The sequence below is a fragment of the Amycolatopsis sp. H20-H5 genome, from assembly GCF_035828755.1.
Taxonomy (GTDB): domain Bacteria; phylum Actinomycetota; class Actinomycetes; order Mycobacteriales; family Pseudonocardiaceae; genus Amycolatopsis.
Genome location: NZ_JAYMZS010000079.1, coordinates 1 through 24,256 on the forward strand (window position 1 = coordinate 1; position 24,256 = coordinate 24,256).

22 protein-coding genes and 2 pseudogenes are annotated in these 24,256 nt (G+C 70.0%); 6 read left to right on the forward strand and 18 right to left on the reverse strand.

The window, feature by feature from the left end:
- Positions 1-188, forward strand: a pseudogene (locus QMK34_RS32420) (IS630 family transposase); the annotation flags it as partial.
- On the opposite strand, the gene QMK34_RS32425 reads toward QMK34_RS32420, so the two are convergent.
- The 6 genes from QMK34_RS32425 to QMK34_RS32450 form a co-directional block, all read right to left on the reverse strand.
- Positions 185-694: a GNAT family N-acetyltransferase gene (locus QMK34_RS32425; protein WP_326418457.1), complete on the reverse strand. Its 510-nt coding sequence runs from the start codon at positions 692-694 to the stop codon at positions 185-187. The pseudogene QMK34_RS32420 and the gene QMK34_RS32425 sit on opposite strands and share 4 nt — an antisense overlap.
- Positions 695-743: 49 nt before the next feature.
- On the reverse strand, positions 744-1,724 hold the full coding sequence (locus QMK34_RS32430; RefSeq protein WP_326418458.1) for a VWA domain-containing protein: 981 nt from the start codon (positions 1,722-1,724) through the stop codon (positions 744-746).
- Positions 1,721-2,662, reverse strand: coding sequence for a DUF58 domain-containing protein (locus QMK34_RS32435; protein ID WP_326418459.1), 942 nt, complete (start codon positions 2,660-2,662; stop codon positions 1,721-1,723). Before QMK34_RS32435 ends, QMK34_RS32430 begins: the two co-directional genes overlap by 4 nt.
- Positions 2,663-2,671: 9 nt before the next feature.
- Positions 2,672-3,745 (reverse strand): AAA family ATPase, encoded by a 1,074-nt coding sequence (locus tag QMK34_RS32440; RefSeq protein ID WP_326418460.1) that lies wholly within the window; start codon positions 3,743-3,745, stop codon positions 2,672-2,674.
- 164 nt (positions 3,746-3,909) lie between these two features.
- Positions 3,910-4,458 carry a molybdenum cofactor guanylyltransferase gene (gene mobA / locus QMK34_RS32445; RefSeq protein ID WP_326418461.1) on the reverse strand — a complete coding sequence of 183 codons (549 nt, stop codon included), beginning with the start codon at positions 4,456-4,458 and terminating at the stop codon, positions 3,910-3,912.
- Positions 4,458-5,819 (reverse strand): NlpC/P60 family protein, encoded by a 1,362-nt coding sequence (locus QMK34_RS32450; protein WP_326418463.1) that lies wholly within the window; start codon positions 5,817-5,819, stop codon positions 4,458-4,460. Before QMK34_RS32450 ends, mobA begins: the two co-directional genes overlap by 1 nt.
- Before the next feature lie 355 nt (positions 5,820-6,174).
- On the opposite strand from QMK34_RS32450, the gene QMK34_RS32455 reads away from it, so the two are divergent.
- Positions 6,175-9,018: an aconitate hydratase gene (locus tag QMK34_RS32455; protein WP_326418464.1), complete on the forward strand. Its 2,844-nt coding sequence runs from the start codon at positions 6,175-6,177 to the stop codon at positions 9,016-9,018.
- 106 nt (positions 9,019-9,124) lie between these two features.
- Here QMK34_RS32455 and QMK34_RS32460 read toward each other — a convergent pair whose 3' ends face one another.
- Complete coding sequence (locus QMK34_RS32460) at positions 9,125-9,685, reverse strand: hypothetical protein (RefSeq protein WP_326418465.1); 561 nt, start codon at positions 9,683-9,685, stop codon at positions 9,125-9,127.
- 192 nt (positions 9,686-9,877) lie between these two features.
- Between QMK34_RS32460 and QMK34_RS32465 the strand changes: the two genes are divergently transcribed.
- Together QMK34_RS32465 and QMK34_RS32470 are read left to right on the forward strand one after the other, a co-directional pair.
- The gene (locus QMK34_RS32465) at positions 9,878-10,486 is read left to right on the forward strand and encodes an alpha/beta fold hydrolase (RefSeq protein WP_326418466.1); all 609 of its coding nucleotides are present in this window, start codon (positions 9,878-9,880) and stop codon (positions 10,484-10,486) included.
- Positions 10,447-10,689: an alpha/beta fold hydrolase gene (locus tag QMK34_RS32470; RefSeq protein WP_326418467.1), complete on the forward strand. Its 243-nt coding sequence runs from the start codon at positions 10,447-10,449 to the stop codon at positions 10,687-10,689. The genes QMK34_RS32465 and QMK34_RS32470 overlap by 40 nt, the downstream gene beginning before the upstream one ends.
- A gap of 73 nt (positions 10,690-10,762) precedes the next feature.
- On the opposite strand, the gene QMK34_RS32475 is transcribed toward QMK34_RS32470, so the two are convergent.
- The 3 genes from QMK34_RS32475 to QMK34_RS32485 form a co-directional block, all read right to left on the reverse strand.
- The gene (locus QMK34_RS32475; RefSeq protein ID WP_326418468.1) at positions 10,763-11,473 is read right to left on the reverse strand and encodes an MgtC/SapB family protein; all 711 of its coding nucleotides are present in this window, start codon (positions 11,471-11,473) and stop codon (positions 10,763-10,765) included.
- A 230-nt stretch (positions 11,474-11,703) separates the two neighbouring features.
- Positions 11,704-12,321 (reverse strand): GNAT family N-acetyltransferase, encoded by a 618-nt coding sequence (locus tag QMK34_RS32480; RefSeq protein WP_326418470.1) that lies wholly within the window; start codon positions 12,319-12,321, stop codon positions 11,704-11,706.
- A gap of 1 nt (position 12,322) precedes the next feature.
- The gene (locus tag QMK34_RS32485) at positions 12,323-13,198 is read right to left on the reverse strand and encodes an alpha/beta fold hydrolase (protein WP_326418471.1); all 876 of its coding nucleotides are present in this window, start codon (positions 13,196-13,198) and stop codon (positions 12,323-12,325) included.
- A 117-nt stretch (positions 13,199-13,315) separates the two neighbouring features.
- Here QMK34_RS32485 and QMK34_RS32490 point away from each other — a divergent pair, with 117 nt between their 5' ends.
- Entirely contained in the window at positions 13,316-13,879 is a 564-nt protein-coding gene (locus tag QMK34_RS32490) for a TetR/AcrR family transcriptional regulator (protein WP_326418472.1), read from the forward strand.
- Positions 13,880-14,125: 246 nt separating this feature from the next.
- On the opposite strand, the gene QMK34_RS32495 is transcribed toward QMK34_RS32490, so the two are convergent.
- The 8 genes and pseudogenes from QMK34_RS32495 to QMK34_RS32530 form a co-directional block, all read right to left on the reverse strand.
- Positions 14,126-15,076, reverse strand: coding sequence for a hypothetical protein (locus QMK34_RS32495; RefSeq protein WP_326418473.1), 951 nt, complete (start codon positions 15,074-15,076; stop codon positions 14,126-14,128).
- 153 nt (positions 15,077-15,229) lie between these two features.
- Entirely contained in the window at positions 15,230-16,849 is a 1,620-nt protein-coding gene (locus QMK34_RS32500; protein WP_326418500.1) for an alpha/beta hydrolase, read from the reverse strand.
- 137 nt (positions 16,850-16,986) lie between these two features.
- Complete coding sequence (locus QMK34_RS32505; protein WP_442785259.1) at positions 16,987-17,409, reverse strand: nitroreductase family deazaflavin-dependent oxidoreductase; 423 nt, start codon at positions 17,407-17,409, stop codon at positions 16,987-16,989.
- A gap of 46 nt (positions 17,410-17,455) precedes the next feature.
- On the reverse strand, positions 17,456-18,433 hold the full coding sequence (gene egtD, locus QMK34_RS32510; protein WP_326418475.1) for an L-histidine N(alpha)-methyltransferase: 978 nt from the start codon (positions 18,431-18,433) through the stop codon (positions 17,456-17,458).
- Entirely contained in the window at positions 18,430-19,215 is a 786-nt protein-coding gene (egtC, locus tag QMK34_RS32515; RefSeq protein WP_326418476.1) for an ergothioneine biosynthesis protein EgtC, read from the reverse strand. The genes egtD and egtC overlap by 4 nt, the downstream gene beginning before the upstream one ends.
- A 5-nt stretch (positions 19,216-19,220) precedes the next feature.
- Positions 19,221-20,600 (reverse strand): ergothioneine biosynthesis protein EgtB, encoded by a 1,380-nt coding sequence (gene egtB / locus QMK34_RS32520; protein WP_326418477.1) that lies wholly within the window; start codon positions 20,598-20,600, stop codon positions 19,221-19,223.
- The gene (locus QMK34_RS32525) at positions 20,597-21,859 is read right to left on the reverse strand and encodes a glutamate-cysteine ligase family protein (RefSeq protein WP_326418478.1); all 1,263 of its coding nucleotides are present in this window, start codon (positions 21,857-21,859) and stop codon (positions 20,597-20,599) included. The genes egtB and QMK34_RS32525 overlap by 4 nt, the downstream gene beginning before the upstream one ends.
- 121 nt (positions 21,860-21,980) lie before the next feature.
- Positions 21,981-22,903 (reverse strand): annotated as a pseudogene (locus QMK34_RS32530) (LysR substrate-binding domain-containing protein).
- 119 nt (positions 22,904-23,022) lie between these two features.
- Between QMK34_RS32530 and QMK34_RS32535 the strand changes: the two are divergent.
- Entirely contained in the window at positions 23,023-24,222 is a 1,200-nt protein-coding gene (locus QMK34_RS32535) for a Glu/Leu/Phe/Val family dehydrogenase (RefSeq protein ID WP_326418479.1), read from the forward strand.
- Positions 24,223-24,256: the final 34 nt, after the last annotated feature.

Consider the following 24,256-nt stretch of genomic DNA (forward strand, 5'->3'; position numbering starts at 1 on the left):
AACGAGTCTGGGCCGGCCTCAAACACCACATCGCCAACACCGCACCCGCCACCATGGCCGACCGCATCCGCCAAACCCACGCCCACTTTCAACACCGGACCACCACCCAGATGCTCACCACAGCCGCACCCTGGACCTCACCCTGGCTACCCAACAATTACGGACAACACTTCTGGCCACATGCTTAGCCGAGCTCCTTGCGGAACTGGACGGCCCGCGCGGTGAAGCCCATCCGCTGCTCGTAGAACGGCATCGAGGTGTGGTTGTTGAGCTCGGTGTCCAGCAGCACGACCTCGGCCCCCTGAGTGCGGCCCCACTGTTCGGCGGCCAGCATCAGCGCGGTGCCGACCCCGCCGCGCCGGTCGGCGTCCCGGACGCCGAGCGCGTTGATGACCAGCCGTCGCCGGGAGAAATCGGCCTGGATCTGCCGCTCGGCGGCCGCCATCGGCTGCTGGAGGGTCGCGGCCAGCTGGCCGGCGATCTCGCCGTCGGCGACCGCGACCAACTGGAGCCACTGGTCGTCGTCCCGCAGTTTCGCGTTGAGCGTCTCGAACCAGTCGGCCAGGCCTTCGGACCCGGGCACCCGGTAGGTGTCCGGGTTGATCCCGGCGAAGAACCGGCCGAGGTCCTGCCACACCAGGGCACAGCCCGGCCCGTCACCCGGCCGGGTGCCCCTGATCTCGATCTCGCTCATCCCATCACTGTGCCAGCCACAAAGGTGCCGGCCACAAAAGCCACCAGAACTAGGGCAGCCGCTGCCCGAAGAACAGCGCCGCACCGGCGCCGATCATCAGCACCAGCGTGCCGACGACGACCCAGGGCTTGCTCGCGTCGGCGTCCTTGAGCTCGTAGCCGATCTGCTCGCCGAGGTCGTCGTAGACCTTCTTCAGCTCGTCGGCGGTCGCCGCCTTGTAGAAGTCGCCGCCGGACAGGCTCGCGATCTCCCGCAACGACTCGTCGTCGACCTTGACGTCCTGCGGCTTGCCCTCGATGTCCACGCTGCCGTGCAGGGTGCCGAAGGAGATCGACGAGATGGGCACCTGCGCCTGCTTCGCCGCCTGAGCCGCGGTGTACGCGCCTCGCGGGGCGAACAGGTCGTCCGGGACGGTCTGCTTGCCGTCGCTCATCAGCACGATGCGCGCCGGTGGCGGGCCGTCGGCGCCGCCCACGATCGACGAGAAGCTCTCGATCGACTGCAGAGCCGCGAAAATGCCCTCGCCGGTGGCGGTGGACTGGGCCAGCTTCAGGTTGTCGATGCCGTTGACCACGCCCTTGCGGTCGGTGGTCGGCGCGACCAGCACGGTCGCGGTACCGGCGAACGAGATCAGTCCGAGGTTGACGCCAGGCGTCATGTTCTGGGCGAACGAGCGGGCCGCCTGCTGGGCGGCTTTGAGCCGGTTCGGGGCGACGTCGGTGGCCTCCATCGACAGCGAAACGTCGATCACCAGCATCACGGTCGCGCGGTTGCGCGGCACCTTCTGCTCGGCAGTCGGCCCGGCCAGCGCGATGGTCAGCACCAACATGGCCAGCACCACCAGCACCGCGGGCAGGTGCCGGATCCAGCCCTGGGACTTCGGCGCGATCTTGTCGAGCAGCTCGAGGTTGGCGAAGCGCATCGTGCGCTTGCGGCGGACCCGCTGCGAGATGACGTACCCCGCGGCCACCGCGGCGACCGCGAGCAGCAGCAGGAACCACCACGGGGAGGCGAAACCGGACAGGCTCACGCCGCTCCCCCCGACCAGCGCCGCTTACGGGCCACCACGAACCGGACCATGTCGGCGATCCAGTCGGAGTCGGTCCGCAACGTCAGGTGCGCGGCGCCCGCCCGCCTGAGCGCGGCCGCGACTTCCTCGCGGTGCGCGTCCGCCGCGGCGCCGAACTCCTTGCGCAGCAAGGCCGAAGCATGCACTTCGCGCTGTTTCCCTGTCTCCGGGTCGGCCAGCACGACGGTCCCCACCTCGGGCAGGTCCACGTCACGCGGGTCGACGATTTCGATGGCGATCAGATCGTGGCGCCCACCGAGCGCCCGCAGCGGCCGCTGCCATTCGGTGCCACCGAGGAAGTCGGAGACCACCACGGCCAGCCCACGCCGTCGCGGCGGCCTGCGCAGCTGCTCCAGCGAAGCGGCGAGGTCACCCCGGACGCCCATTTCGGCACGCGGCGTCTCCGCGATCTTGCGGACCAGGCCGCGCGCGTGCGGCAACCCGCCACGGGCCGGGAACCGGGTGGTCGCCGCGCCGTTCGACACGACCGCACCGATCCGGTTCCCGCCGCCGCCGGTCAGGTGCGCGACGGCCGCGACCGAGCACACGACCAGGTCGCGCTTCTCGCACAGCGCGGTCCCGAAGTCCAGGCTCGCCGACAGGTCGGCGACCACCCAGGTCTCCAGCTCGCGGTCCGCGACGGTCTCCCGGATGTGCGGGTTCGTCGTGCGCGCGGTGACCGCCCAGTCCATCCGGCGGACGTCGTCACCCGGCTGGTAAGGCCGCGCCTCACCGGGCTCCGAACCGGGCCCTGGCACCAGCCCGAGGTGATTGCCCTGCAGGAGTCCGTCGAGCCTGCGCCGCACGTCGAGCTCCAGCGTGCGCAGCCCGGCCTCCAGCCGGTCGCCGCGCAACACCGGCGGCGCCCACGAAGGACGTTCGCCCTTCTCGTTCTTCACGGTTTTTCCCTACCTGACAGGTGCGCCCGCGGGGATGACCTGGCTGCCGGGGGCGCCCCCCTGCGGCCGGGCAGACACCTGCGGCAACGGCACGGTCTGCAGGACGCGGGTGATGATGTGCTCGACCGGCACGGCGTCGGCGAGCGCGTCGTAGGACAGCACGAGCCGGTGGCGCAGCACGTCGGGCACGACGTCGACGACGTCCTGCGGGAGCACGTAGTCCCGGCCGCGCACCAGCGCGAGCGCACGCGAAGCGGCGACGATGCCGAGGCTCGCACGCGGCGAAGCGCCGTAGGACACCCAGCCCGCGACGTCGGCGAGGCCGTGCTCCCCCGGCGTCCGGGTGGTGAGCACGAGCCGGACCACGTAGTCGACGAGCGCGTGGTGCACGAACACCTGCGAGGCGACGTCCTGCAGGCGGACGAGCTCGGCCGGGCTGAGCACCTCCTGCGGCTCCGGCGGCTTCACGCCCATGCGGTAGATGATCTCGCGCTCTTCCTCGGCCGTCGGGTACTCGACGAGGATCTTGAACAGGAACCGGTCGCGCTGCGCCTCGGGCAGCGGGTAGACGCCCTCGTTCTCGATCGGGTTCTGGGTGGCGAGCACCAGGAACGGATCGGGCATCGGGAAGGTCTTGCCGCCGATCGTCACGTGCCGCTCGGCCATCACCTCGAGCATCGCCGACTGCACCTTGGCCGGCGCGCGGTTGATCTCGTCGGCAAGCACGAAGTTGGCCACGACCGGGCCCAGTTCGACGTCGAAGCGCTCGGCGCCCTGGCGGTAGATCCGGGTGCCGAGGATGTCGGCGGGCACGAGGTCCGGGGTGAACTGGACGCGGGAGAACGAGCCCCCGACGACCCGCGCGAAGGTCTCGACCGCGAGCGTCTTGGCGACGCCGGGCACGCCTTCGAGCAGCAGGTGTCCCTTGGCGAGCAGGCCGACGAGCACGCGCTCCACCAGCCTGTCCTGGCCGACGATGATGCGCTTGACCTCGAACACGGTCCGTTCCAGCAGCTGGGCGTCCCGCGCTGGCGTTCCGGGCTGCTGGCCGCCCGCACCCTCGGCGTAGCCGGGCTCGGTCACTCCTGCCTCCTGATTTGTTCTCCGCCCCCATGGCGGTGTGCCGCGGGCACCCGGTGATCTCGCGTGCGGTGCGAACCGTACTGCTTCACGCGGCACGACTGTTCGCGACGGTAGCCAACCGGATCAGCGGTATGACGGCTGTGAAGGGCCTTCCAGCGGGAACGTTAGGAATGCCGGTCGAGGTCCTCGGGCGTGTCGACGTCGGCGCTTTCCCCCGGCTCGGCGGGCACGTCCACGATCTCCAGCGCACCGAGCGTCCGCCGCAGCGAAGCGTTCTCGACGACGTCGGGAAGGGCGTCACGCAGGGCCGAAACCCGCCAGGCGCCGAGAAGCCACTGCCGGTGTCCCGCTTCGTCGAGAAGGACCGCGCCCGCGGCCTCGCCGACGGCGGCCAGCACTTTGTCCACAGTGGACCGGCGCACGCCGGGGAGGTCGGCGGCCAGCAGCGCCACGAGCTCCACGTGTGCGGGCAGTGCGGCGAGTCCCGCCGCCAGCGCGGCCACCGGCCCCGCGCCCACGACGTCCTCACGAGCCCAGACCACGCCGTCGAATCCCGGCCGGGACGGGCCCACGACGATCACCGGGTCGGCCTCGGACAGTGCGGCCAATGCCCTGGCCAGCAAGGACATCCCGCCGACCTCGAGCGCGGGCTTGTCCACTCCGGACAGTCGGCGGGCGGCACCGCCCGCCAGCACGATCCCGGCGTGCCGCACTAGCCGATCAGCCGGGTCGCATACGGCATGATGCCGCCGTAGCGGACCGAGGACACCCGCACGGTCGACCCGGACTGCGGCGCCTCCACCATCTGGCCGCCGCCGAGGTAGAGCGCCACGTGGTGGATACCGCCCGAGCCACCCCAGAAGAGCATGTCGCCGCGGCGCATCTGCGAGAGCGGGACCTGCCTGCCGGACGAGTACTGGTAGCCGCTGTAGTGCGACAGCGACCGCACGCCCGCGAAGGCGTAGATCATCAGGCCGGAACAGTCGAACCCGATCTTGTTGTAGTCGCCGTAACGGTCCGCCACGCCGCCGTCGCGGATGCCGCGGCTGGGTCCGCTGCCGTTGCCGCCGCCCCACGCGTAGGGCAGGCCGAGCTTGGACAGCGCCCTGGCGACCACGGCCTCGACGCTCGCACCGGCGGGGGCCGACGGGCCGGGACGCGACGACGCCGGGGGCGCGTTGTTCCTCGCGGGCCTGGCGGCCGCGGCGAGCGCCGCCTGCCGAGCCTGCTCCTCTTCCTCCCGCTGCTTCTGGGCGACCCAGTCCCGGTACCGCTGCCGCTGCCCCTGGAGCCCATTGACCTTCGACTGCGCGGCGTAGAGCTGCTGCTCGACGGAGGTCTTGTCCGCTTCGAGCTGGGTGTTCTGCACGGCCTGAGTGTTCTGCGCCTGCTGGGCCTCGCCCCGGGCGCCGTCGGCGCTCACCTTGGCGCGCTCGGCCACGGCCTGCTTCTGCTGGGAGACGTCCAGCGCCTGGCGCGCGGCGGCGTCCTTGTTGGCCTTGTCCGTCTGGGCCCGCTTCATCGCGTCGAGCGCGTTCAGCTGGTTGCCGCCGACGGCGTTGAGCAGCTGCGCGCGGGCGAGCAGGTCCTGCGGGCTGCTGGAGCCGACGAAGGCCGACACCGAGCCGATGGTGCTGCCCTGCTGGTAACTCCCGGCGACGAACTTGTCGACGTCGGCCCGGAGCCGCTCGATCGCACCGGCCGCGGCGTCGGACTCGGACCGCGCGTCCTTCGCCGCCTGCTGGGCCTGCGAAGCGTCGTCCTGGGCGGACTGCATGTCCACCAGCGCCTTGTTCGCCTGCTCCATCTTCAGCTCGACGTCGTCCTGCAGCTGCGCGAGCCGCTGGTCCGCCTGGGCCAGCTGGTTCGTCAGCTTGCCGACCTCGCCCGCCTTCGAGTTCGCGGCGGCCTTGCTGGAGTCGAGATCGGAGTCGCTCGGGTTCGGCGGAGGCGGCGGCACGGCCAGGCCCGTCCCCGCGGTGCCGAGCAACACGGCCAGCCCGAAGGCGCCGACGGTCAGCCAGCGACGGACTCCGCCACGGCGTTCCCGCTGGTCATCCAGGCTGCTCGACACGGATTCACCTCCAGATAGCGATTACCAGGGCACTGTGCCACTGCAGTCACATGATTACCAGAAGCAACACCAGAAACTTACGCACCGTAGGCACCATTTCCCCTTTACGGGTGACCCACGAAAGCTTGATCGTCTTCCCGGCGTAGCGGCCGGAGTGGCGCAGAACCCAGGCTCACCCCGCGTGTTGCCCTTGCCCTTAAAAAAGGACACGCGTACTGTTTGGAAGGACGGACGAGGTGTGCCATCCCGCATCCGCACTTACGGTGGGGGTACGCCAGACTCCTCCGGATCGACCCGAACGATCCGGATGACCACACCGAACTGACCCGGGACCACCGCTCGCGAGCATGAGTCCATGCCACTGGAGTTAGACGTGACTGCACCTGCCAGCAAGGACAGCTTCGGCGCCAAAGACACGCTGAAGGTGGGCGACGCCTCGTACGAGGTGTTCCGCCTGAACAAGGTCGAGGGCTCCCAGCGCCTTCCCTACAGCCTCAAGATCCTGCTCGAGAACCTGCTGCGGACCGAGGACGGCGCGAACATCACCGCCGACCACATCCGCGCACTCGGCAACTGGGATCCGAAGGCCGACCCGTCGATCGAGATCCAGTTCACGCCCGCCCGCGTGATCATGCAGGACTTCACCGGCGTCCCCTGCGTCGTCGACCTCGCCACCATGCGCGAGGCCGTCACCGACCTCGGCGGCGACCCGGACAAGGTCAACCCGCTCGCGCCCGCCGAGCTGGTCATCGACCACTCGGTGATCATCGACGTCTTCGGCACCCCCGACGCTTTCGAGCGCAACGTCGAGATCGAGTACGAGCGCAACCGTGAGCGCTACCAGTTCCTGCGCTGGGGCCAGGGCGCCTTCGACGAGTTCAAGGTCGTCCCGCCGGGCACCGGCATCGTCCACCAGGTCAACATCGAGCACCTCGCGCGCACGGTGATGGCCCGCAACGGACAGGCGTACCCCGACTCCTGCGTCGGCACCGACTCGCACACCACCATGGTCAACGGCCTCGGCGTGCTGGGCTGGGGCGTCGGCGGCATCGAGGCCGAGGCCGCGATGCTCGGCCAGCCGGTCTCCATGCTCATCCCGCGCGTCGTCGGCTTCAAGCTGACCGGCGAGATCCCGGTCGGCGTGACCGCCACCGACGTCGTGCTCACCATCACCGAGATGCTGCGCCGCCACGGTGTGGTCTCGAAGTTCGTCGAGTTCTACGGCGAGGGTGTCGGCGCGGTGCCACTGGCCAACCGCGCCACCATCGGCAACATGAGCCCCGAGTTCGGCTCGACCGCCGCGATCTTCCCGATCGACGAAGAGACCATGCGCTACCTCAAGCTCACGGGCCGCTCGCCCGAGCAGGTCGCGCTGGTCGAGGCCTACGCAAAAGAACAAGGGCTCTGGCACTCGTCTGACTCCAATCCGTCCCACGAGCCGGAGTTCTCCGAGTACATCGAGCTGGACCTTTCGACGGTCGTCCCGTCGATCGCCGGTCCGAAGCGCCCGCAGGACCGCATCGAGCTGACCGACGCGAAGTCGGCGTTCCGCAAGTCGGTGCACGACTACGTCGAGGGCGAGGACCTCACCCCGCACACGAAGGTCGACGAGGCCTCCGAGGAGTCCTTCCCGGCCAGTGACGCGCCTTCGCTCTCGTTCGCCGAGGACGACGCGGTGCCGGTCCTGCAGTCCGCCGCCAACGGCGCGACTGGCCGCCCGACCAACCCGGTCACGGTGACGACCTCGGACCGCGGCGAGTTCGTGCTCGACCACGGCGCCGTGGTGATCGCCTCGATCACCTCCTGCACCAACACCTCGAACCCGTCGGTCATGCTGGGCGCGGCACTGCTCGCGCGCAACGCGGTCGACAAGGGCCTCGCGGTCAAGCCGTGGGTGAAGACCTCGATGGCGCCGGGTTCGCAGGTCGTCACCGACTACTACAACAAGGCCGGTCTCTGGCCGTACCTGGAGAAGCTGGGCTACCACCTGGTCGGCTACGGCTGCACCACCTGTATCGGTAACTCCGGCCCGCTGTCGGACGAGATCTCCGCCGCGATCCAGGAGAACGACCTCACGGCCGTCTCCGTGCTTTCGGGCAACCGGAACTTCGAAGGCCGCATCAACCCCGACGTCAAGATGAACTACCTGGCCTCGCCGCCGCTGGTCATCGCGTACGCGCTCGCCGGGACGATGGACTTCGACTTCGAGCACCAGCCCCTTGGCCAGGACACGAACGGCGAAGACGTCTTCCTGAAGGACATCTGGCCCGGTCCGCAGGAGATCCAGGACACGATCGACTCCTCGATCACCCAGGAGATGTTCACCAAGGACTACGCCGACGTGTTCGACGGCGGCGACCGCTGGAAGGCGCTCCCCACCCCCGAGGGCAAGACCTTCGCATGGGACGCCGAGTCCACCTACGTGCGGAAGCCCCCGTACTTCGACGGCATGAAGCCGGAGCCGTCACCGGTCACCGACATCTCCGGCGCGCGCGTGCTGGCGAAGCTCGGCGACTCGGTCACCACCGACCACATCTCCCCCGCCGGGGCGATCAAGCCGGGCACCCCGGCTGCCGAGTACCTGGTCGGGCACGGCATCGACCGCAAGGACTTCAACTCGTACGGCTCCCGGCGCGGGAACCACGAGGTGATGATCCGCGGCACCTTCGCGAACATCCGGCTGCGCAACCAGCTGCTGGACGACGTGCAGGGCGGCTACACCCGCGACTTCACCCAGGACGACGCCCCGCAGTCGTTCATCTACGACGCGGCCCAAAACTATGCTGCGGCTGGCACTCCCCTGGTCGTGCTGGGCGGCAAGGAGTACGGCTCGGGTTCGTCGCGTGACTGGGCCGCGAAGGGCACTTCGCTGCTCGGCGTGCGCGCGGTCATCACGGAGTCGTTCGAGCGGATCCACCGGTCCAACCTGATCGGCATGGGCGTCATCCCGCTGCAGTTCCCGGCGGGCGAGTCGGCGTCTTCGCTGAAGCTGGACGGCACCGAGACGTTCGACATCGCGGGCATCACCAAGCTGAACGACGGCGAGACGCCGCGCACGGTGAAGGTGACCGCCACGAAGTCCGACGGGTCCACTGTGGAGTTCGACGCGGACGTCCGCATCGACACCCCTGGCGAGGCGGACTACTACCGCAATGGCGGCATCCTGCAGTACGTGCTACGCAAGATGACCAAGGCGTAAGGCTTCGGGGGCAAGCCCCTGAAGTGTCATGAAAGGGTCTTTCAGGGCATTTTTCGTCCTGAAAGACCCTTTCATGACACATCCGATGGATCAGGACGGCTCCTCGTCAGTAGGAGCAGGTCAACGTGAAGTCGTCGAGCCGGAGCCACTCACCGTCGTAGCCGCGGCCCGAGTCGTAGAGCCGGAACCGCACCATGACCGTCTGGTACCCGTACAACACGAACTGGTTCGACTGCACCGCTTGATAGCCGGTGAAGCTCAGGCCGCGGATGGACGAGGTCAGCAGGGTGCCCGCCGAGTTGTACACGTAGACCTCGATCGCGGTGGTGCGGTTGTTGAGCGGGTTGGCGTAGACCTGGGCCACGCAGTCGCTCCTGCCGCCGGACCCGGTGGGCACCCTGATCTCCTCGGTGGCGGCGGAAGCCAAGCTGTACCCCGAATGCAGCCAGCCGTTGTTCCGGGCGCTCCGCGCGTTGCCGAGGCCGAAGTCGAACCCGGCCTCGCCACTGCCGGTGCGCGTGATCGCCCACGCGGCACCCGGATTGTCCTCGAAACCGTCCTGGTACTGGCGGAGCCCGGCATGGGCCACGCCCGCACCGGCGATCACCAGTCCTGCCGCGGCGGCCACGGCCGCGAGCGCCCGGCCACATCGTCCGAACATCTTCATGATTCCTCCCCGGAAATCGGTTCGGCACAGCAAACCGGAACCGGGGTGGCGCGGGCACGGCCGAACGGCCGTGTCATCGACGCTGCCGACGCGCGCCAATATCTGCCCGAAAGGGCGCTTTACCTTGTCCGACAAAGGAAAGCGGCCCAGCCCGTGCTGGCATCGGTAGACTGGGAGGACAGGGGAGGCCGGATGACCACGGGCACGATCGCGATCGACAACGGCGAGCTGAGCTACGAGATCCGCGGCGCGGGCAGCCCGGTGATCCTGCTCCACGCCGGCGCGCTCAACGGCGGCATGTGGGACCACGAAATGGACTGGCTCTCCGAGCGCAATTCGGTGGTGCGGTACGACGCTCGCGGTTACGGCGCGTCCTCCGAGCCGTCCGGGCCGTTCACCATGCGCCACGATCTCCGGGAACTGCTCGACGCGTTGGACTTCCCGAAGGCGACGCTCGTCGGACTGTCGATGGGCAGCCGCACCTCGATCGACTTCGCACTGACGTATCCGGAGCGCGTCGAAGCGCTTTTCCTGTGCTCACCCGGGATCAGCGGGATGACCTTCCGCGATCCTGGCATCCTGGCATCCTGGCGCTGGAGAAGGAACTCTCCGAAGCAGCCGCCGCCGGGGACGGCGCGCGAAGTCTCGAATGCTTCCTGCGCATGTGGGTCGACGGCCCGAACCGCACCCCGGGCCAGGTCGACCCGGAGACCCGTTCGCTGTGCGCGCGACTGCTGGCCGACACCTACTCGCGGCACACCATGGCGGGCCAGCGCCTCGTCACCGAACTCGACGGGGTGAACCGGGCCGCCGAGCTGACCGCCAGGATCCTGGCGGTCGTCGGCGAGCCGGACTCGTCGGACATCCACGCCGTGGCGGACCTGCTGGCCAGCCAGGCGGCGGACGCGACCAAGGTCGTTGTGCCCGGTGCCGGGCACAACGTGAACCTCGAACGCCCCGAGGAGTTCCGGCAGCTGCTCACCGAGTTCCTGGCGGGCCAGTAGCGCTCGCGGGTGTCATGAAAGGGTCTTTCAGGGCATTTTTCGTCCTCAAAGGCCCCTTCATGACACCCGCGGGTCAGGCACCGACCAACGCCTCCCAGCGCACGCTGGTGACCGAGGGCTCCAGCGAGAGGCGGGAGACCGCGGACTCCATCTGCGCGTCGTCGCGCTGGTCGCCGATCAGTTCGGCGCGCACCTCGACCGCGTGCGCCTCCGGGCGGTCCGTGCTCTGCACCGACAGCAGCCGGAAGTCGGTGCGGGTCAACGACTGCACGAGCAACGCGCGGATGTGCGCCTCGGCGTCGCCGGTGGTCACCGCCTGGAAGGCGTAGCGGGTTGGCGTCTCGTCACCGGTGTCCGGACGGCGGTCGACCACCCGGCCGAGTGCCCGCAGCGCGACGTTGACGCCGACGACGACCGCTGTCCCGGCGAGGGCGACCTGGTACAGCCCGGTGCCCGCGAGCGAGCCGACCGCGGCCGAGCACCAAAGCGTCGCGGCGGTGTTGAGCCCGCGGACGTTGAGGCCGTCCCGCAGGATGACCCCGGCGCCGAGAAACCCGATGCCCGACACGATCTGGGCGGCCACCCGGGTCGGGTCGGCGTGGGAGCTGCCCGACAGCCCGCCGAACCCGTGCGCCGACAGCAGGACGAACAGCGTGGCGCCGACGGCGACCAGCGCGTTGGTGCGCAGCCCGGCCATCCTGGCCCGGTACTGACGCTCGAAGCCGATGACCGCGCCCAGCCCGACGCCCGTGCCGACCCGCAGCAGCATTTCGAAGGTGTTCATGATTCCGGCTCTTTTCCGGCGTGCCAACACAAAGCCAGACAGAAGGTGGGACCGGAAGAACCGCGCGGAAGGTCAGCGCGTGCGGGGCGCGAAGGTGACGGCGCCCAGAATACGTCCGGTCGTCTCAATACTGTCTTCCGGCATGTGCCGCTCACCTCGCTTTCGTGCTCGTGACCGTTTGATCAACCCGGTGAGCTTAACCCGGACGGGCCGGTCTGCCGCTGTGATGATCACCTCGCCGGTTCGCGCCACATCGTCAGCGTGCTGAGGCTGTCGTCGATCTTGACCTCGCCGATGACTTCGAAACCGAAGCGCGCGTAGTAGGGCACGTGCGACTGTTTGCATTCCAGGTAGGCGGGTAGGCCGTCGATGTCGCACTGCTCGAGCCTCGCACGCAGCAACGCCGTCCCGGCGCCCCGCGACTGCCACTCCGGATCGGCGCCGAGGTGGAACAGGTACCAGTGCGACTCCTCCGGGCGAGCCTTCTCCAGTGCCTCGCCGAGTGCGGCGAGCTTGGGCAACCGGCTCCCCACGGCACGCAGCATCCCCGGGAGCGCGCGTGCGGTCCGCACCGGCCCGGCCCGTACCGCTCCCGGCCGGTCCCAGACCGCCGCGCCGATGACCTCCCCGTCGGCGACCGCCACCTCGACGATGCCAAGCCCGGGGTGCAGGCGCCAGACGAAAGTACCCAGCAGCAACGGAAGCCGCCGCGCCCGGAGTCCGGTTCCGGGGTACAGCCACTCGTAGACCGGCTCGACCTGGAACGCCCGGCCCAGCACCTCCGCGACCCGCCGCCGGTCACTCCTGCTGGCGGTGCGGACGACGACATCCCGCTTCGGCCCGGCCATGTCAGCCCACCTTCCCGGTGACCCGCGCCCAGTGCCGCAGGAGGTGGGGCACCAGGTCTTCCGGCCGCTCGTCGGGGAAGAACAGCTTCGCGCCGTCGATCTCGACCACCTCCAGCACCCCGGGAATGGTGTCACGCAACCAATACGCCCAGCTCACCGCGAAGTTCGGGTCGTCGGTCCCCCACACCACGAGCGTGGGCACGGTGAGTTCCTTGAGTCGCGGCTCGATCGCGACCAGGTCCGCGGCGTCGAGTGACAGGACCAGTCGTTCGAACTGCCGCGCGGCCGTCGCGGTGCCGAACACCGGCTCGACGTAAGCGCGCAGCACCTCGTCGGGAACCAGGTCCGGACGCTCGAAGCCGAGGCCGAGCACGCCCGCGCGGGCCTGCCCGAGATCGGCGGCGAGCCGGGTGGACACCCTGGCCAGCAACCCGCGCTCGGCCAGTTCGACGATCGGCCGGAACGCCTCCGGCGGCAGGTTCGTGTGGGTGTCGCAGTTGGTGAGCGTGAAGGTCCGCAGCCGCTCGGCGTGCCGCACGGCGAAGACCTGCGCGACCGCGCCACCGGTGTCGTTGGCGACCAGGTCGAACTCGTCGAGCCCGAGCGCGGCGCGGAAGTCCTCGAGGACGTCCGCCAGCCCGCCGAGGGTGAAGTCCTGCTGCGCGGCGGCCGGGGACCGGCCGTGCAGCGGCAGGTCGAGCGCCAGGCAGCGCCGCTGCGCCCCGCAGGCTCCGAGCACGTGGCGCCACAGATAGGCGTTCGTGCCGATGCCGTGCACGAACAGCGCGACCGGACCGGTGCCGACGTCGAGGTAGCTGAGTTCGCCGGAGCGCGTCGACACGCTGCCGCGGTGTCGTTCCAGGGTCCGCAGGTCCATGGGTAGAGTGCCTCCAGCAGTAGACCGACTGACGGTCTAGTATCAACAGACCGACAGTCGGTTTGTCAACCACGGAGGGAACGACTGAGGGTGCGGACCAAGAGCGACCGTGGCCAGGTGACCCGCGAGAAGCTGATCGCCGTCGCCACCGGGCTGTTCACCGAGCCCGGTTACGACGACACCTCGATCGAGGCCGTCCTGCGGGAGTCCGGGGTGAGCAGAGGTGCGCTGTACCACCACTTCGCGGGCAAGGACGCCCTGTTCGCCGCCGTGGTCGACACCGTCTACGACCGGGTGGACGAGCACCTGGCGACAGCGGTCCATGGCCTGACCGAACCGGCCGCGGCGTTGCGGGAGGGCTGCTTGGCCTGGATCCGGTTCACCACCGACCCAGTGGTGCGGCGCGTGCTCCTCATCGACGCGCCGGCCGTGCTCGGCTGGCAACGGTGGCGGGAACTCGACGAACAGCGCACGCTCGGGCTGATCAAGGTCGCGTTCCGCGGCGCCGTGGCCGACGGCCTGGTCGAGAAGGCTCAGGCGAGCTTCTTCGCCCACGCCGTGCTGGCCGCCATGAACGAGATCGCCATGATGATCGCGAGGGCCGCCGACCACGACCTCGCGGCGGCCGAGGCGGAGACGGCGGTGCGCGAACTCCTGCGGCGGCTGCTCGGCCAGGCGTGAAACAGGCCGGGCGGACCATCGAGGATGATCCACCCGGCGCCGGGCGGAACGGCTGCCCCGCAGCGCCGTCCCGCCGCTCCCCGCGACTCCCGGTCAGGGGGAAACCATGGTCCGTCGTATGTCGACGGCACCGGTCACCGACGCCTGCTCGGCCGGGGCGGCGTGGTCTCGGTCATGGTCACAACCTGGGCCCCTAACCTGAGAATTGGCGCAGAGCAGCCTTGAATCCGCCAATGAACCCGGACGCTAGTACCGCCCGACGGTGCTGGTGTGCGCGTTGCCGACCGGACTCTTCGCCAGATCGATCTGCCAGTCCGACTGCTGGTCGAAAATGTCTTCGAACTTCTCGAACGTGCAGCCCGAGGTGAACCCGTGCCGCGCGCCGTCCCAGTCGGTGCCGCTCTTGAAATACACCTGGTAGGTGCCGGTGATCCCGCTGATCGTGGCTTTCGCCTCGACACGCACGTAGATCATCACCTGCGGCTTGGCGGGGTCGCCGGTGACCACCGAGACAGCGACGTCCCGGGTGAGTCCGTTGGTGATCTCGAGCCTGCCCCGGCCGCGGGGACCGGACCGTTCGACGATCTTCCCGTTGGCCGCCCGGCGGTCTTCCGGTGGTGAAGGCGCGGCCGTCGGCACCTTCGGCAGCGAGGTGCCCACCCGGAACTGGTGGGCGGCGAAGGCCGCGGCCGCCTTGCCCAAGCTGCTCTGTCCAAGGGAGAGCGCCCTGACCGAGGCACGGACGGCGTCGCTCACCGGTGGCGAGACACCGCACTCATTCGGGGTGGACGGCCGCGTCGGCTGCTCGAAAGCAGTCGCGAGCTCGTAGAGGCTCCGCCGCAGCTGTTCGTGTTCGGCAGCGACGGCGTCCGGCGGGACGAGCGCGCCCAGCTTGTCCGCCTGTGCCCGCAGCACCTGGGAAAGGCGAGCGTTCGCCGCGTTCAGCTCGGCCACCGTGCGCGCGGCGTCCACCTGCCCGGCGCCTGGCCGGACGGCGTCGTCGAATGCGGTCAGCGCACGCTGGTAGTCGGCCGCGGACACCGGCAGGTGATCGTCGGCCGCTACCGGCGCCAGCTGCGGAGCCGTGACGGACGGCGCCGGGACCTGACTGCCGGAATTGACCTGACCCGCCCAGATCCCGACCGCGACGACGACCACACCTACCGTCAGTACGAGGATCCCGCGTGCCTTGCCCATGACTGCCCCCGTCGATCGTCCACCCCACCGGCCGAATCAGGTTAAGGGTCGCGACGCGGGACGAGGACCGTCAGGCAGCAACCGGCCAGACACGGAAACAAGCCGGGCGGGTCGTCGAGGACGACCCGCCCGGCCTTCGCCTAACGCGGAGGATCAGCCTTTCGTCGCCGCCGCCGGTGGGTCGAACGGCTGGACGTTCGGCTGGAACACCTGACCGGAAGCGGGCACCTTCAGGTCGATCAGGTAGTCGGCCGCAGCCTTGTCGACGCCGAGCGCGTCACCGAGGATGCAGTGGCCGAAGGCGTCGACCGAGAGCAGCCGCGCGTTGCCGAGCTCCTTCGTCATCCGCTGCGCGAAGACGTACTGCGTGGCCGGGTCGTAGAAATTGCCCACGACCAGTACCGGGGTGTCGGTCGAGACCTGCCACGGACCGCGGTAGACGTCCGGCTTCTTGACGGGCCAGACCGGGCAGCCCGCGACGTCCGAGAACGCGTGGTAACGGCCGAAGGTCGGCGACTCCCGTTCCCAGTCGGCGGCGATCGCGGGGACCTTCTCCTGCTTGATCGTGATCTTCTTGTCCGAGCAGTTGACCCCGAAGTACGAGTCGTCGCTCGTGTACGGGCTGTCCGGGTTCACGTCGGCGCGGCCGGTCCTGCCTGAGCGCAGGGTCTTCAGCTCGACCCTGGTCGACTGGGTCTGCGCACCCGCCGGGTGGGCGAGCCCGTAGAGCGCCTGCAGGTCCTCGGCCAGCCCGCTGAACGACGCGGGCGAGTAGAGGGCGCCGGACACCTCGCCGGTGAAGGCGTTGATGTCGAAGGAACCGCCGTCCGGCAGCGCGATCGGCTGCTGGCGCAGATAGTCGCGCAGTTCGTCGAACTTCGCCCGCGGCTGGCCGGGGCTGAACGCGCATTTGGAGCCGACCTGCTGGCACTTCTTGAGGAAGCCGTCCAGCGAGATCTCGAAGCCGCGAGCACGCTCGCGGTCGTACTGGACACCGTCGCTGGTGCGCAGGGCCGGGTCGACGTTGCCGTCGATGACGATGGCCCGCGTCTGCTTCGGGTACATGTTCGCGTAGGTCGAGCCGATGAGCGTGCCGTAGGAGAAGCCGGTGAAGGTCAGCTTCTGGTCGCCCACGGCCGCGCGGAGCAGGTCGAGGTCACGCACCACGTCCTTGGTGGACATGTGGTCGAGCAGCGAGCCCGCGTTGTTCTTGCAGAACTGGCCGTAGTCGCGGTACGCGGCGAGCGTGTTCGAGATTTCGGTGCGGCTGAGCGGCACCGGTGTCTGCGCCCCGAAGACCTCGTCGGCGTCCTCGGCGGTGGTGAAGCAGCGCAGCGGGTTGCTGGCCCCGACACCCCGCGGGTCGAAGCCGACCGTGTCGAAGCGGTCCAGCACCTGCGGCTGGAAGTAGGCGCTCGCGCTGATCGGCATCCGCAGGCCGGAGCCGCCGGGGCCGCCCGGGTTGAGGAACAGCGAGCCGATCTTCTTGTCCGGCGTCTTCGCGGCACGCTTCAGCAGCGCGATGTCGATCGTCCCCAGCGCGGCGTTGTCGTGGTCGATCGGCACCCGATAGCTGGCGCAGCTGTAGAACTTCACCTGATCGGCGGGTACTCCGCGCAAGGTCGCGGCGGAGCAGGTGCCCCATTTGACCGGCTTCGTGGCACCAACCTGGGCCGCGGGTGTGCCCGTCACGGGCGCGGCCGCGCCCGTCCCCGGCAACCCGACCAGTGCCGTACCGGCCGCGAGTGCCCCCACCAGCACGAAGGCCCGCACCCGATTCCCTGACGATCTGGGCAAGACGTCTCCTCCCATCACTGCACCGTGCGCATCACATGTCACGGCGCGTCACCTGGGAGAGACTGGCACAAACCGGCGATTCCCGTCACCGGCCGAACGGATGGTACAAACCACTATCGAGTGGTCACGGTCAGGACGAAGATCGGCAGCTCCCGCCCGGCCGCCTCCAGCTCCATCGCGTAACCCGGCCAAAACCCCAGCAACTCCCGCCACATCGCCTGGTATTCGTCGCCGGTGAGCTCGCGAGCCTTGACTCGCGTCTCGCGGCCGCCGAGCGCGATGACCGCTTCGGGGTGGTCGCGCAGGTTCAGCGTCCAGGCCGGGTTGTTCGGCCGTCCCCAGTTGGACCCGGTAAGCACGTAGTCCGCGCTGTGCGGGAAGTAGAGCAGGTTGGTGCTGCGGGCGAGCCCGCTCCGGCGGCCGGTCGTGGTCAGCCGCAGGGAGGGCAGCCCGGCCATGGCGACCAGGCTGACCCTCCCCTTGAACAGCCGGTGCAGCTTCCTGTCGGCCCAGCTGATCCCGCCCGCGAGCTTCATCAAACAGGGTTTCGTGCCCAGGGCACGGGCGAGGGAAGCCAGCGGGTTAGCCACGCACAGATCTTGCCAGTGTCACCCCGAACCGCTTCGCCGAGTCGGTCCACCACTGCTCGACGGCGAACCCGGCCGCCGCGAGCTCGGCCTCGACCTTCTCCGGGCGGAACTTCGCGGAGATCTCCGTCCGGATGTACTCCCCCGCGGCGAAGCCGACCTCCAGGCCAGCGCCGGGGATCCGGACCGTGTGCGCCTCGCGCGCCCGCAGGCGCATCTCGACCCACTCCTGCTCCTCGTCCCAGTGGGAGACGTGGTCGAACGCCTCAGGGTCGAAATCCGCGCCGAGCCGCTCGTTGATCACCCGCAGCACGTTGCGGTTGAAGTCGGCCGTCACGCCCGCCGAGTCGTCGTACGCGCGCTCCAGCGTCTCGCGGTCCTTCACCAGGTCCGTGCCGAGCAGCAGCCATTCACCCTCGTCCACGACCTCGCGCACCGAACGCAGGAACTGGGCGCGGTCGGCGGGCAGGAAGTTGCCGATGGTGCCGCCGAGGAACACGACCAGGCGCGGCTGACCGCCGGGAAGGAGGCCGAGATGTTCGGTGAAGTCGCCCACCACCCCGCGGACCTCGAGCTTCGGGTAGTCGGCGGAGATCGCTTCGGCGGCCTCGGCGAGCGCGGACTCGGAGACGTCGAGCGGGACGAACGCCTCCAGGGTGCCGTGCTCGGTCAGCCCGTCGAGCAGCAACCGGGTCTTCTCGCTCGACCCGGAGCCGAGTTCGACCAGCGTGTGCGCACCGGTGACCTCGGCGATCTCGGCCGAGCGGGCGGCGAGCACCTCCCGTTCGCTGCGGGTCGGGTAGTACTCGGGCAGCGCGGTGATCTCCTCGAACAGTTCGCTGCCACGGGCGTCGTAGAACCACTTGGGCGGCAACCACTTCCGCTCCGCGGTGAGCCCGGCGCGCACGTCGGCGCGCAGGGCGTCCGTGATGTCCGCCGTACTGCGGTGTACGTCGAGATCGAGTTCGGTCATGACGCTCGGGTGCTCCGATCAGGTTCGGGGTTTTCGAGAGGACTTTCGAGAGAGAGGAATTCCACGATGCCGCCCGCGACGCGGACGGCGTGCCGGTCGGGTACCGGCCGCCAGTGCGGGCCGGGATCACCGGGCTCCGACGCCACCAGCACGCCCTCGGCCGTCTCACACACCGCGAGGGAGTGCGTCCAGGCCGTGGCGAGCAGGCTCGCGCCGTCGGTGAGCAAGAGGTTGAGCCGGGAACCGGGCGCGGCCCGTTCGACGGCGAGCACGAGCTCGGCCACCGCTTCGAGCGGCTCCTCCCCCGCCCGCAGCCGATCCCGCAGCAGCGCCCAGAGCAGGGCCGAGTCCGTCGGCGCGTCGAGCGTCAGCAGGTCGGTGACCGGGAGCTTGCTCGCGAGCTCCGCCACCGACTCCGGCCAGCCGCGCACGACGCCGTTGTGGCTGAACAACCAGCGCCCGTCGGTGAAGGGGGCGCAGGCCTGTTCCATGACCGGCATCCCGGTGGTCCCGTTGCGGATCGCGGCGACGAAGGCATGGGTTCTCACCGAGCCCGCGATCGCGGGCAGGGCGTCGTCCGTCCACAGTGGAGCGACCCGGCGGTACCGCAGCGGCTCGGGGCCGCCCGCGTACCAGCCGAGCCCGAAGCCGTCCGCGTTCACCGAGCCCCCGCCGCGCATGTCGGCGGGGGCGTAGGACTGCACGAGCAGGGAATGCGGGGCATGGAACAGGAACCCGGCGGGCGAACAGGGCGCGCCGAGGTACGCCAGATGGCGGCACATCCGGCTCAGCTCACCTCGCCCGGTCGCGCGTCGCGGGCACACCGGAAGCCGGAGAAGATCTGCCGCCGGATGGGATGGTCCCAGTTGCGGAAGGTCGCCCGGACGGCGGCCGAGTCGGTGCCGAACGAGCCACCGCGCAGGATCTTGTAGTCGCCGCCGAAGAAGACCTCGGAGTACTCGCGGTACGGGAACGACGAGAACCCGGGATAGCCCTCGAGACCGCTGCTGGTCCACTCCCAGACGTCACCGATGAGCTGGTGGACGCCCAGTGGCGAGGCGCCGGCCGGATACGCGCCCGCCTCGGCGGGCCGCAGGTGCCGCTGACCGAGGTTGGCGTGCTCGGGCGTGGGCTCCTCGTCGCCCCAGGGAAACCGCCGGGACCGCCCGGAGGCCGGGTCGAAGCGGGCCGCCTTCTCCCACTCCGGCTCGGTGGGCAGCCGCCTGCCAGCCCAGGCCGCGTACGCCTCGGCCTCGTGGAACGACACGTGCACGACCGGCTCGGCCGCGGGCACCTTCTCGAACACCCCGAACCGCGTGCGCCACCAGCCGTTCGCCGCTCGTTCCCAGAACCGCGGCGCGGTGATGTCGTGCTCCGTGCGGTACGCCCAGCCCCGCTCGCTCCACCAGCGGGGTTCGTCGTAACCGCCGGAGTCCAGGAACTCGACGTACGCGCCGCAGGTGACCGGCGTGGTGTCGAGGAAGAAGGCGTCCACGAACGTCTCGTGCGCGGGACGCTCGTTGTCGAGCGCCCACGGCTCGGCCGACGTGCCCATGGTGAAGGCGCCGCCCGGGACGAACACCTCGGCGGGCAGCCGGGGCGACCGGTTGCCCGGCGGGGCGGGCGCGTGCAGCACCGGCTCGCCCCGGCGCAGCTGGTGCGTAGCGAGCATCGTCTCGTCGTGCTGCTGCTCGTGCTGGGTGACCATGCCGAAGGCGAACGCGTCCTCGGTGAGCCTGCGGCCCTCCAGCGGCACCTTTTCGAGCACCTCGAAGGTCTTCACCCGTACCTCGCGGACGTACTTGCGCGTCTCCTCCGGGCCCAGCAGGGGCAGCCCTGGCCGATCGGCGCGGGCGTGCTGGAACGCGTCGTAGATCTCGTCGATGTCGGCGCGCAGCGCGGCGCGGCCGCCCACGTCGCGGACCAGCCAGAGCTCCTCCTGGCTGCCGATGTGGGCGAGGTCCCAGACCAGCGGGGACATCAGTTTCGAGTGCTGGCGGACGAGGTCCTCGTCGTCCACCGCGTCGGTCAGTGCCTCGCTGCGGGCCCTGGCCCTGGTCAGCGCTTCGGCGGCACGGGCCCGCAGGTCCTGCGGGCTCAGCTCGGACAAGGGAGTGGTCTCCCGCGTCTGGGCATTCCGAGTCTGGGCATTCCGAGTCTGGGTCATCGCTGGTAACTCCTCGATCCGTGCACGCGTGCCTGCACGCTCTCGCTGATCTCACCGACCACGGCGGTGGACAGCCCGGTCACCCCCAGTTCGGCGCACCCGAGATCCACCACCTCCGCGGCGACCGCGGCGATCGCCGGGTCGGCGAGGCCGGCCCTGGCCGCGGTGTCCCACCGGTTCGCGACCGGCGCGCAGATGTCCAGCACCTTGTCCACTGTGGACGGACGGGCGAGCAGCCCGGCGACGAGCGCCACCGGGTGCAGCCACTGCCCGGCGGGCTGGGCGTCGAGGTAGCGCACCTCGAGGTAGCCCTGCGGCCGGACCGGGGTGAACATCGTCGTCAGGTGGTAGGCCAGGTCCTGCTCTGTCGGCCTGCTCAGCAGCGGATCCGTGCCGTGGCCGTCGATCCAGTCGGCGAACGTCAGCCCGTCCGGCGCGTCCCAAGGCCGGTTGTCGCCCGGCAGCACCATCAGCGGGGTGTCCAGGATCCGGTGCGCCCAGGAGGCGGCGGGATCCGCCGAGGCCGCACCCGGCCGCACCCGCGTCTCCTCGGTGCCCATCACCGCGAGCCAGCGCGCGGACGCGAAGCCCGTGTCACGGCCCGCGTGGAACCGGGAGTTGGCGAAAGTGGCCAGCAGCGGCGGGCCCATCGCGTGGACGGCGGCCCAGCGGCCGGCGTAGGCGTCCGCCTCGCCGGTGTCCACGCAGATCTGCAGGCCCGCGGTGCTGCACATCATGGTGATGCCGCCTTCGCCCAGCGGGGCGAACCGGCGTTCCATGGCGGCGTAGCGCTCGGTGCGGAGCTTGCGCTCCGGCGCGCGGTGCTCGTCGATACCGGACTCGCCGAGGACGAGCCCTTTCCCGGCGAGCAGTGCGGTGAGGTGGGCCAGATCCGCGGAGACGACGGCGTCGAGTTCACGCAACGTGGTCTGCGGATGGGCGGAGATTTCGACCTGGCAACCGGGCTCGAGGCTCAGGGGCGAGCCACCCGGAAGGGGCGAAGCGGGGCTCTCGGGGCGCAGGGTCCGCGGGGTGTGCGGGCCGAGGGCGGTGGCGAGGTCGTCAGGGTCGAGGGGCCTGGCGGGGTCCCCGGCGTAGTGCACGGTGTACTCGAGTTCGACGCCGAGGAGTCTGGGCGGACCGTGCTTGAAGCACACGGACGCCACATACGCCTCACCCGCCGCCCGATCCGCGAGAACCCGGGCCGTCGCGTTGGACGCGCTGCCCGACTTCTCGGGGAAATCGTGAACCGCAGTCATGCTCTTACCGCCGTCCAGTCAGTGGAAGAACTTGACTTCGGACGCTACACGCGGGGTCCGACAAAAGCAGCGGACATCCTGCCGGTCAGGATTCGTTCACCACCCCGTAAGAACACCCTGATCAGGGCAAAGCGGATTCCGCGCCCAGGCCGAGTTCGGCCGCCGCGGCCCGCACCGCCTCGATGACCAGGTTCAACGCCGGGCGGCGCAGCGCCGTCGTGCGGTAGGCGATCGACACGGTCCGCAGCAGCGGAGTGGTGAGCGCCACGACGTCGATCCCCGGCGGGCGCAGGGTCAGCCCGAGGTCCGAAACCAGGGTCACGCCCAGGCCGGCGGCGACCATCGCCATCGCCGTCGACTGTTCCTCGACCTCGTGGTTGATCTTCGGTTCGAACCCGTTGCGCAGGCAGGCCGTGCGGACCGCGCGCCCGAAATGACTCTTCGCGCTCGCCAGGATCCACGGGTGCTCCGCCAGGTCGAGCAGCGAGGCACTGCCCGAGGGCACCGCGCCGGACGGCACCGCGGCGTGCAACCGTTCGACCGCGATGATCGCCCGCTCCAACCCGTTGTCCCACTGCATCGACGCGTCCGAGTAGTCGATGACGAAGGAGAAGTCGAGCGTCCCGTCACGCACCGCGTCCGCCGTGTCCTCCGGCGCCAGCTCCCGGGTCTTGACCTGGATGCCGGGATGGTCGGCGGCCAGCGCCGTGAGGGCCCTCGGCAGCAGCCCGGAGGCCACGGACGCCCAGACCCCCGCGGTGAGCCGCACCGAAACCGTCTCCTGTGCCTCTTCGAGCGCCATGGTCGCCCGCTCGACCGAGCTCAGGATCTCCTCGGCGTGCTCCGTCAGCAGCACCCCGAGCTCGGTCATCTGGACACGGCGGCCCAGCCGTTCGAACAGTTGGCCCCGACGTCCCGTTCGAGCTGCGCGAGCTGCTGCGAAACCGCCGACGCGGTGTAGTGCAGTGACGCCGCCGCGGCCGTGACCGTGCCCCTGCGGTGCAGTTCGCGGAGCATCCGTAAGCGGTGCAACGAAAGCTCCATGCACAAACCCTAAACAACATCGTGCAGGTTCGGTAACTGGACGCGCGACCTGGTGGTGGCGCACGCTCGGTCGGGCCGGTCGCGAGGCCGGCTCCTGGCTACTGGAGGTGGGTGCCCCGATGACAGTGCAGAACGCCGAACCGCTGATGAGGCTGACGTGGACCGACGAGGTCACCGGCGCGCGGGGCTACCTGGTCGTGCACACCCTCGTCTCCGGCGTGGCCACCGGCGGCACCCGGATGCGCGCCGGCTGCACGATGACCGAGGTCGAGGACCTGGCGAGGGGCATGGCCAACAAGACCGCCACCTTCAACCTGCCCGTCGGCGGGGCCAAGGGCGGCGTCGACTTCGACCCCAAGGACCCGCGGGCCTTCGGCGTGCTCGAGCGGTTCTGCTCGTTCCTGCGCCCGTGGATCGACAACCACTGGGTCACCGCCGAGGACCTCGGCGTGCCGCAGCACCTCATCGACGCGGTGTTCGAGAAGCTCGGGCTGCAGCAGTCCTACCATGCGGCGATCCGCCGTTCGGCCGATCCGGAGCGCACCCTGCGCCGGGTGCAGGCCGGCCTCAACGCCCCGGTTCCCGGTGGGCTGCTGCTCGGCGACGTCGTCGGCGGCTACGGCGTGGCGCAGGCCTGCCTCGGGGTCGGCGCGGCCTGGGAATGGGCCGCGGCCGACACGACGGTCGCCATCCAGGGCATCGGCACGATGGGCGGTGGCGCCGCCTGGTACCTGTACGAGGCCGGGATGCGCGTGGTCGCCGTCGCGGACGCGGCGGGCACCTTATACCAGCCCGAAGGACTCGACATCCCGGCGCTGCTGGAGCTGCGCGACCAGTTCGGCGAAGTGGACCGCACCCGGCTGCCCGAGGGCGTCCGCACGCTTCCCCGCGACGCCATCATCGGCATCGAGGCCGACATCCTCGTGCCCGCCGCGATCTCGTACGCACTGCGGGAGGACAACCAGGGCGCTGTCCGCGCGAAGGTCGTCATCGAGGCGGCCAACGCGGCGACGACCCCCGAGGCCGAGGTGGCGCTGACCGCCAGGGACATCCCGGTCATCCCGGACTTCGTCGCCAACGCCGGTGCGGCGGCCTGGGCGTGGTGGCTGCTGCTCGGGGAGGTCGGGGCGGACCCGGCGGACTCCTTCCTGCGGCTGCGCACCGAGATGCAGTCCAAGGTCGCGCTCCTGCTGAGCCAGTGGAACCTCGACCGCATCGCACCCCGCGTCACCGGGCACGAGCTCGCCGCGACCACCCGCGCGGCGCGCACCCAGGACGCGCTGGCCCCCGAGGGCGAACCGGCCCTGATGATTCCCTGACAGCCCCCGATTGCCCCTGAAGGCCACCTTCACG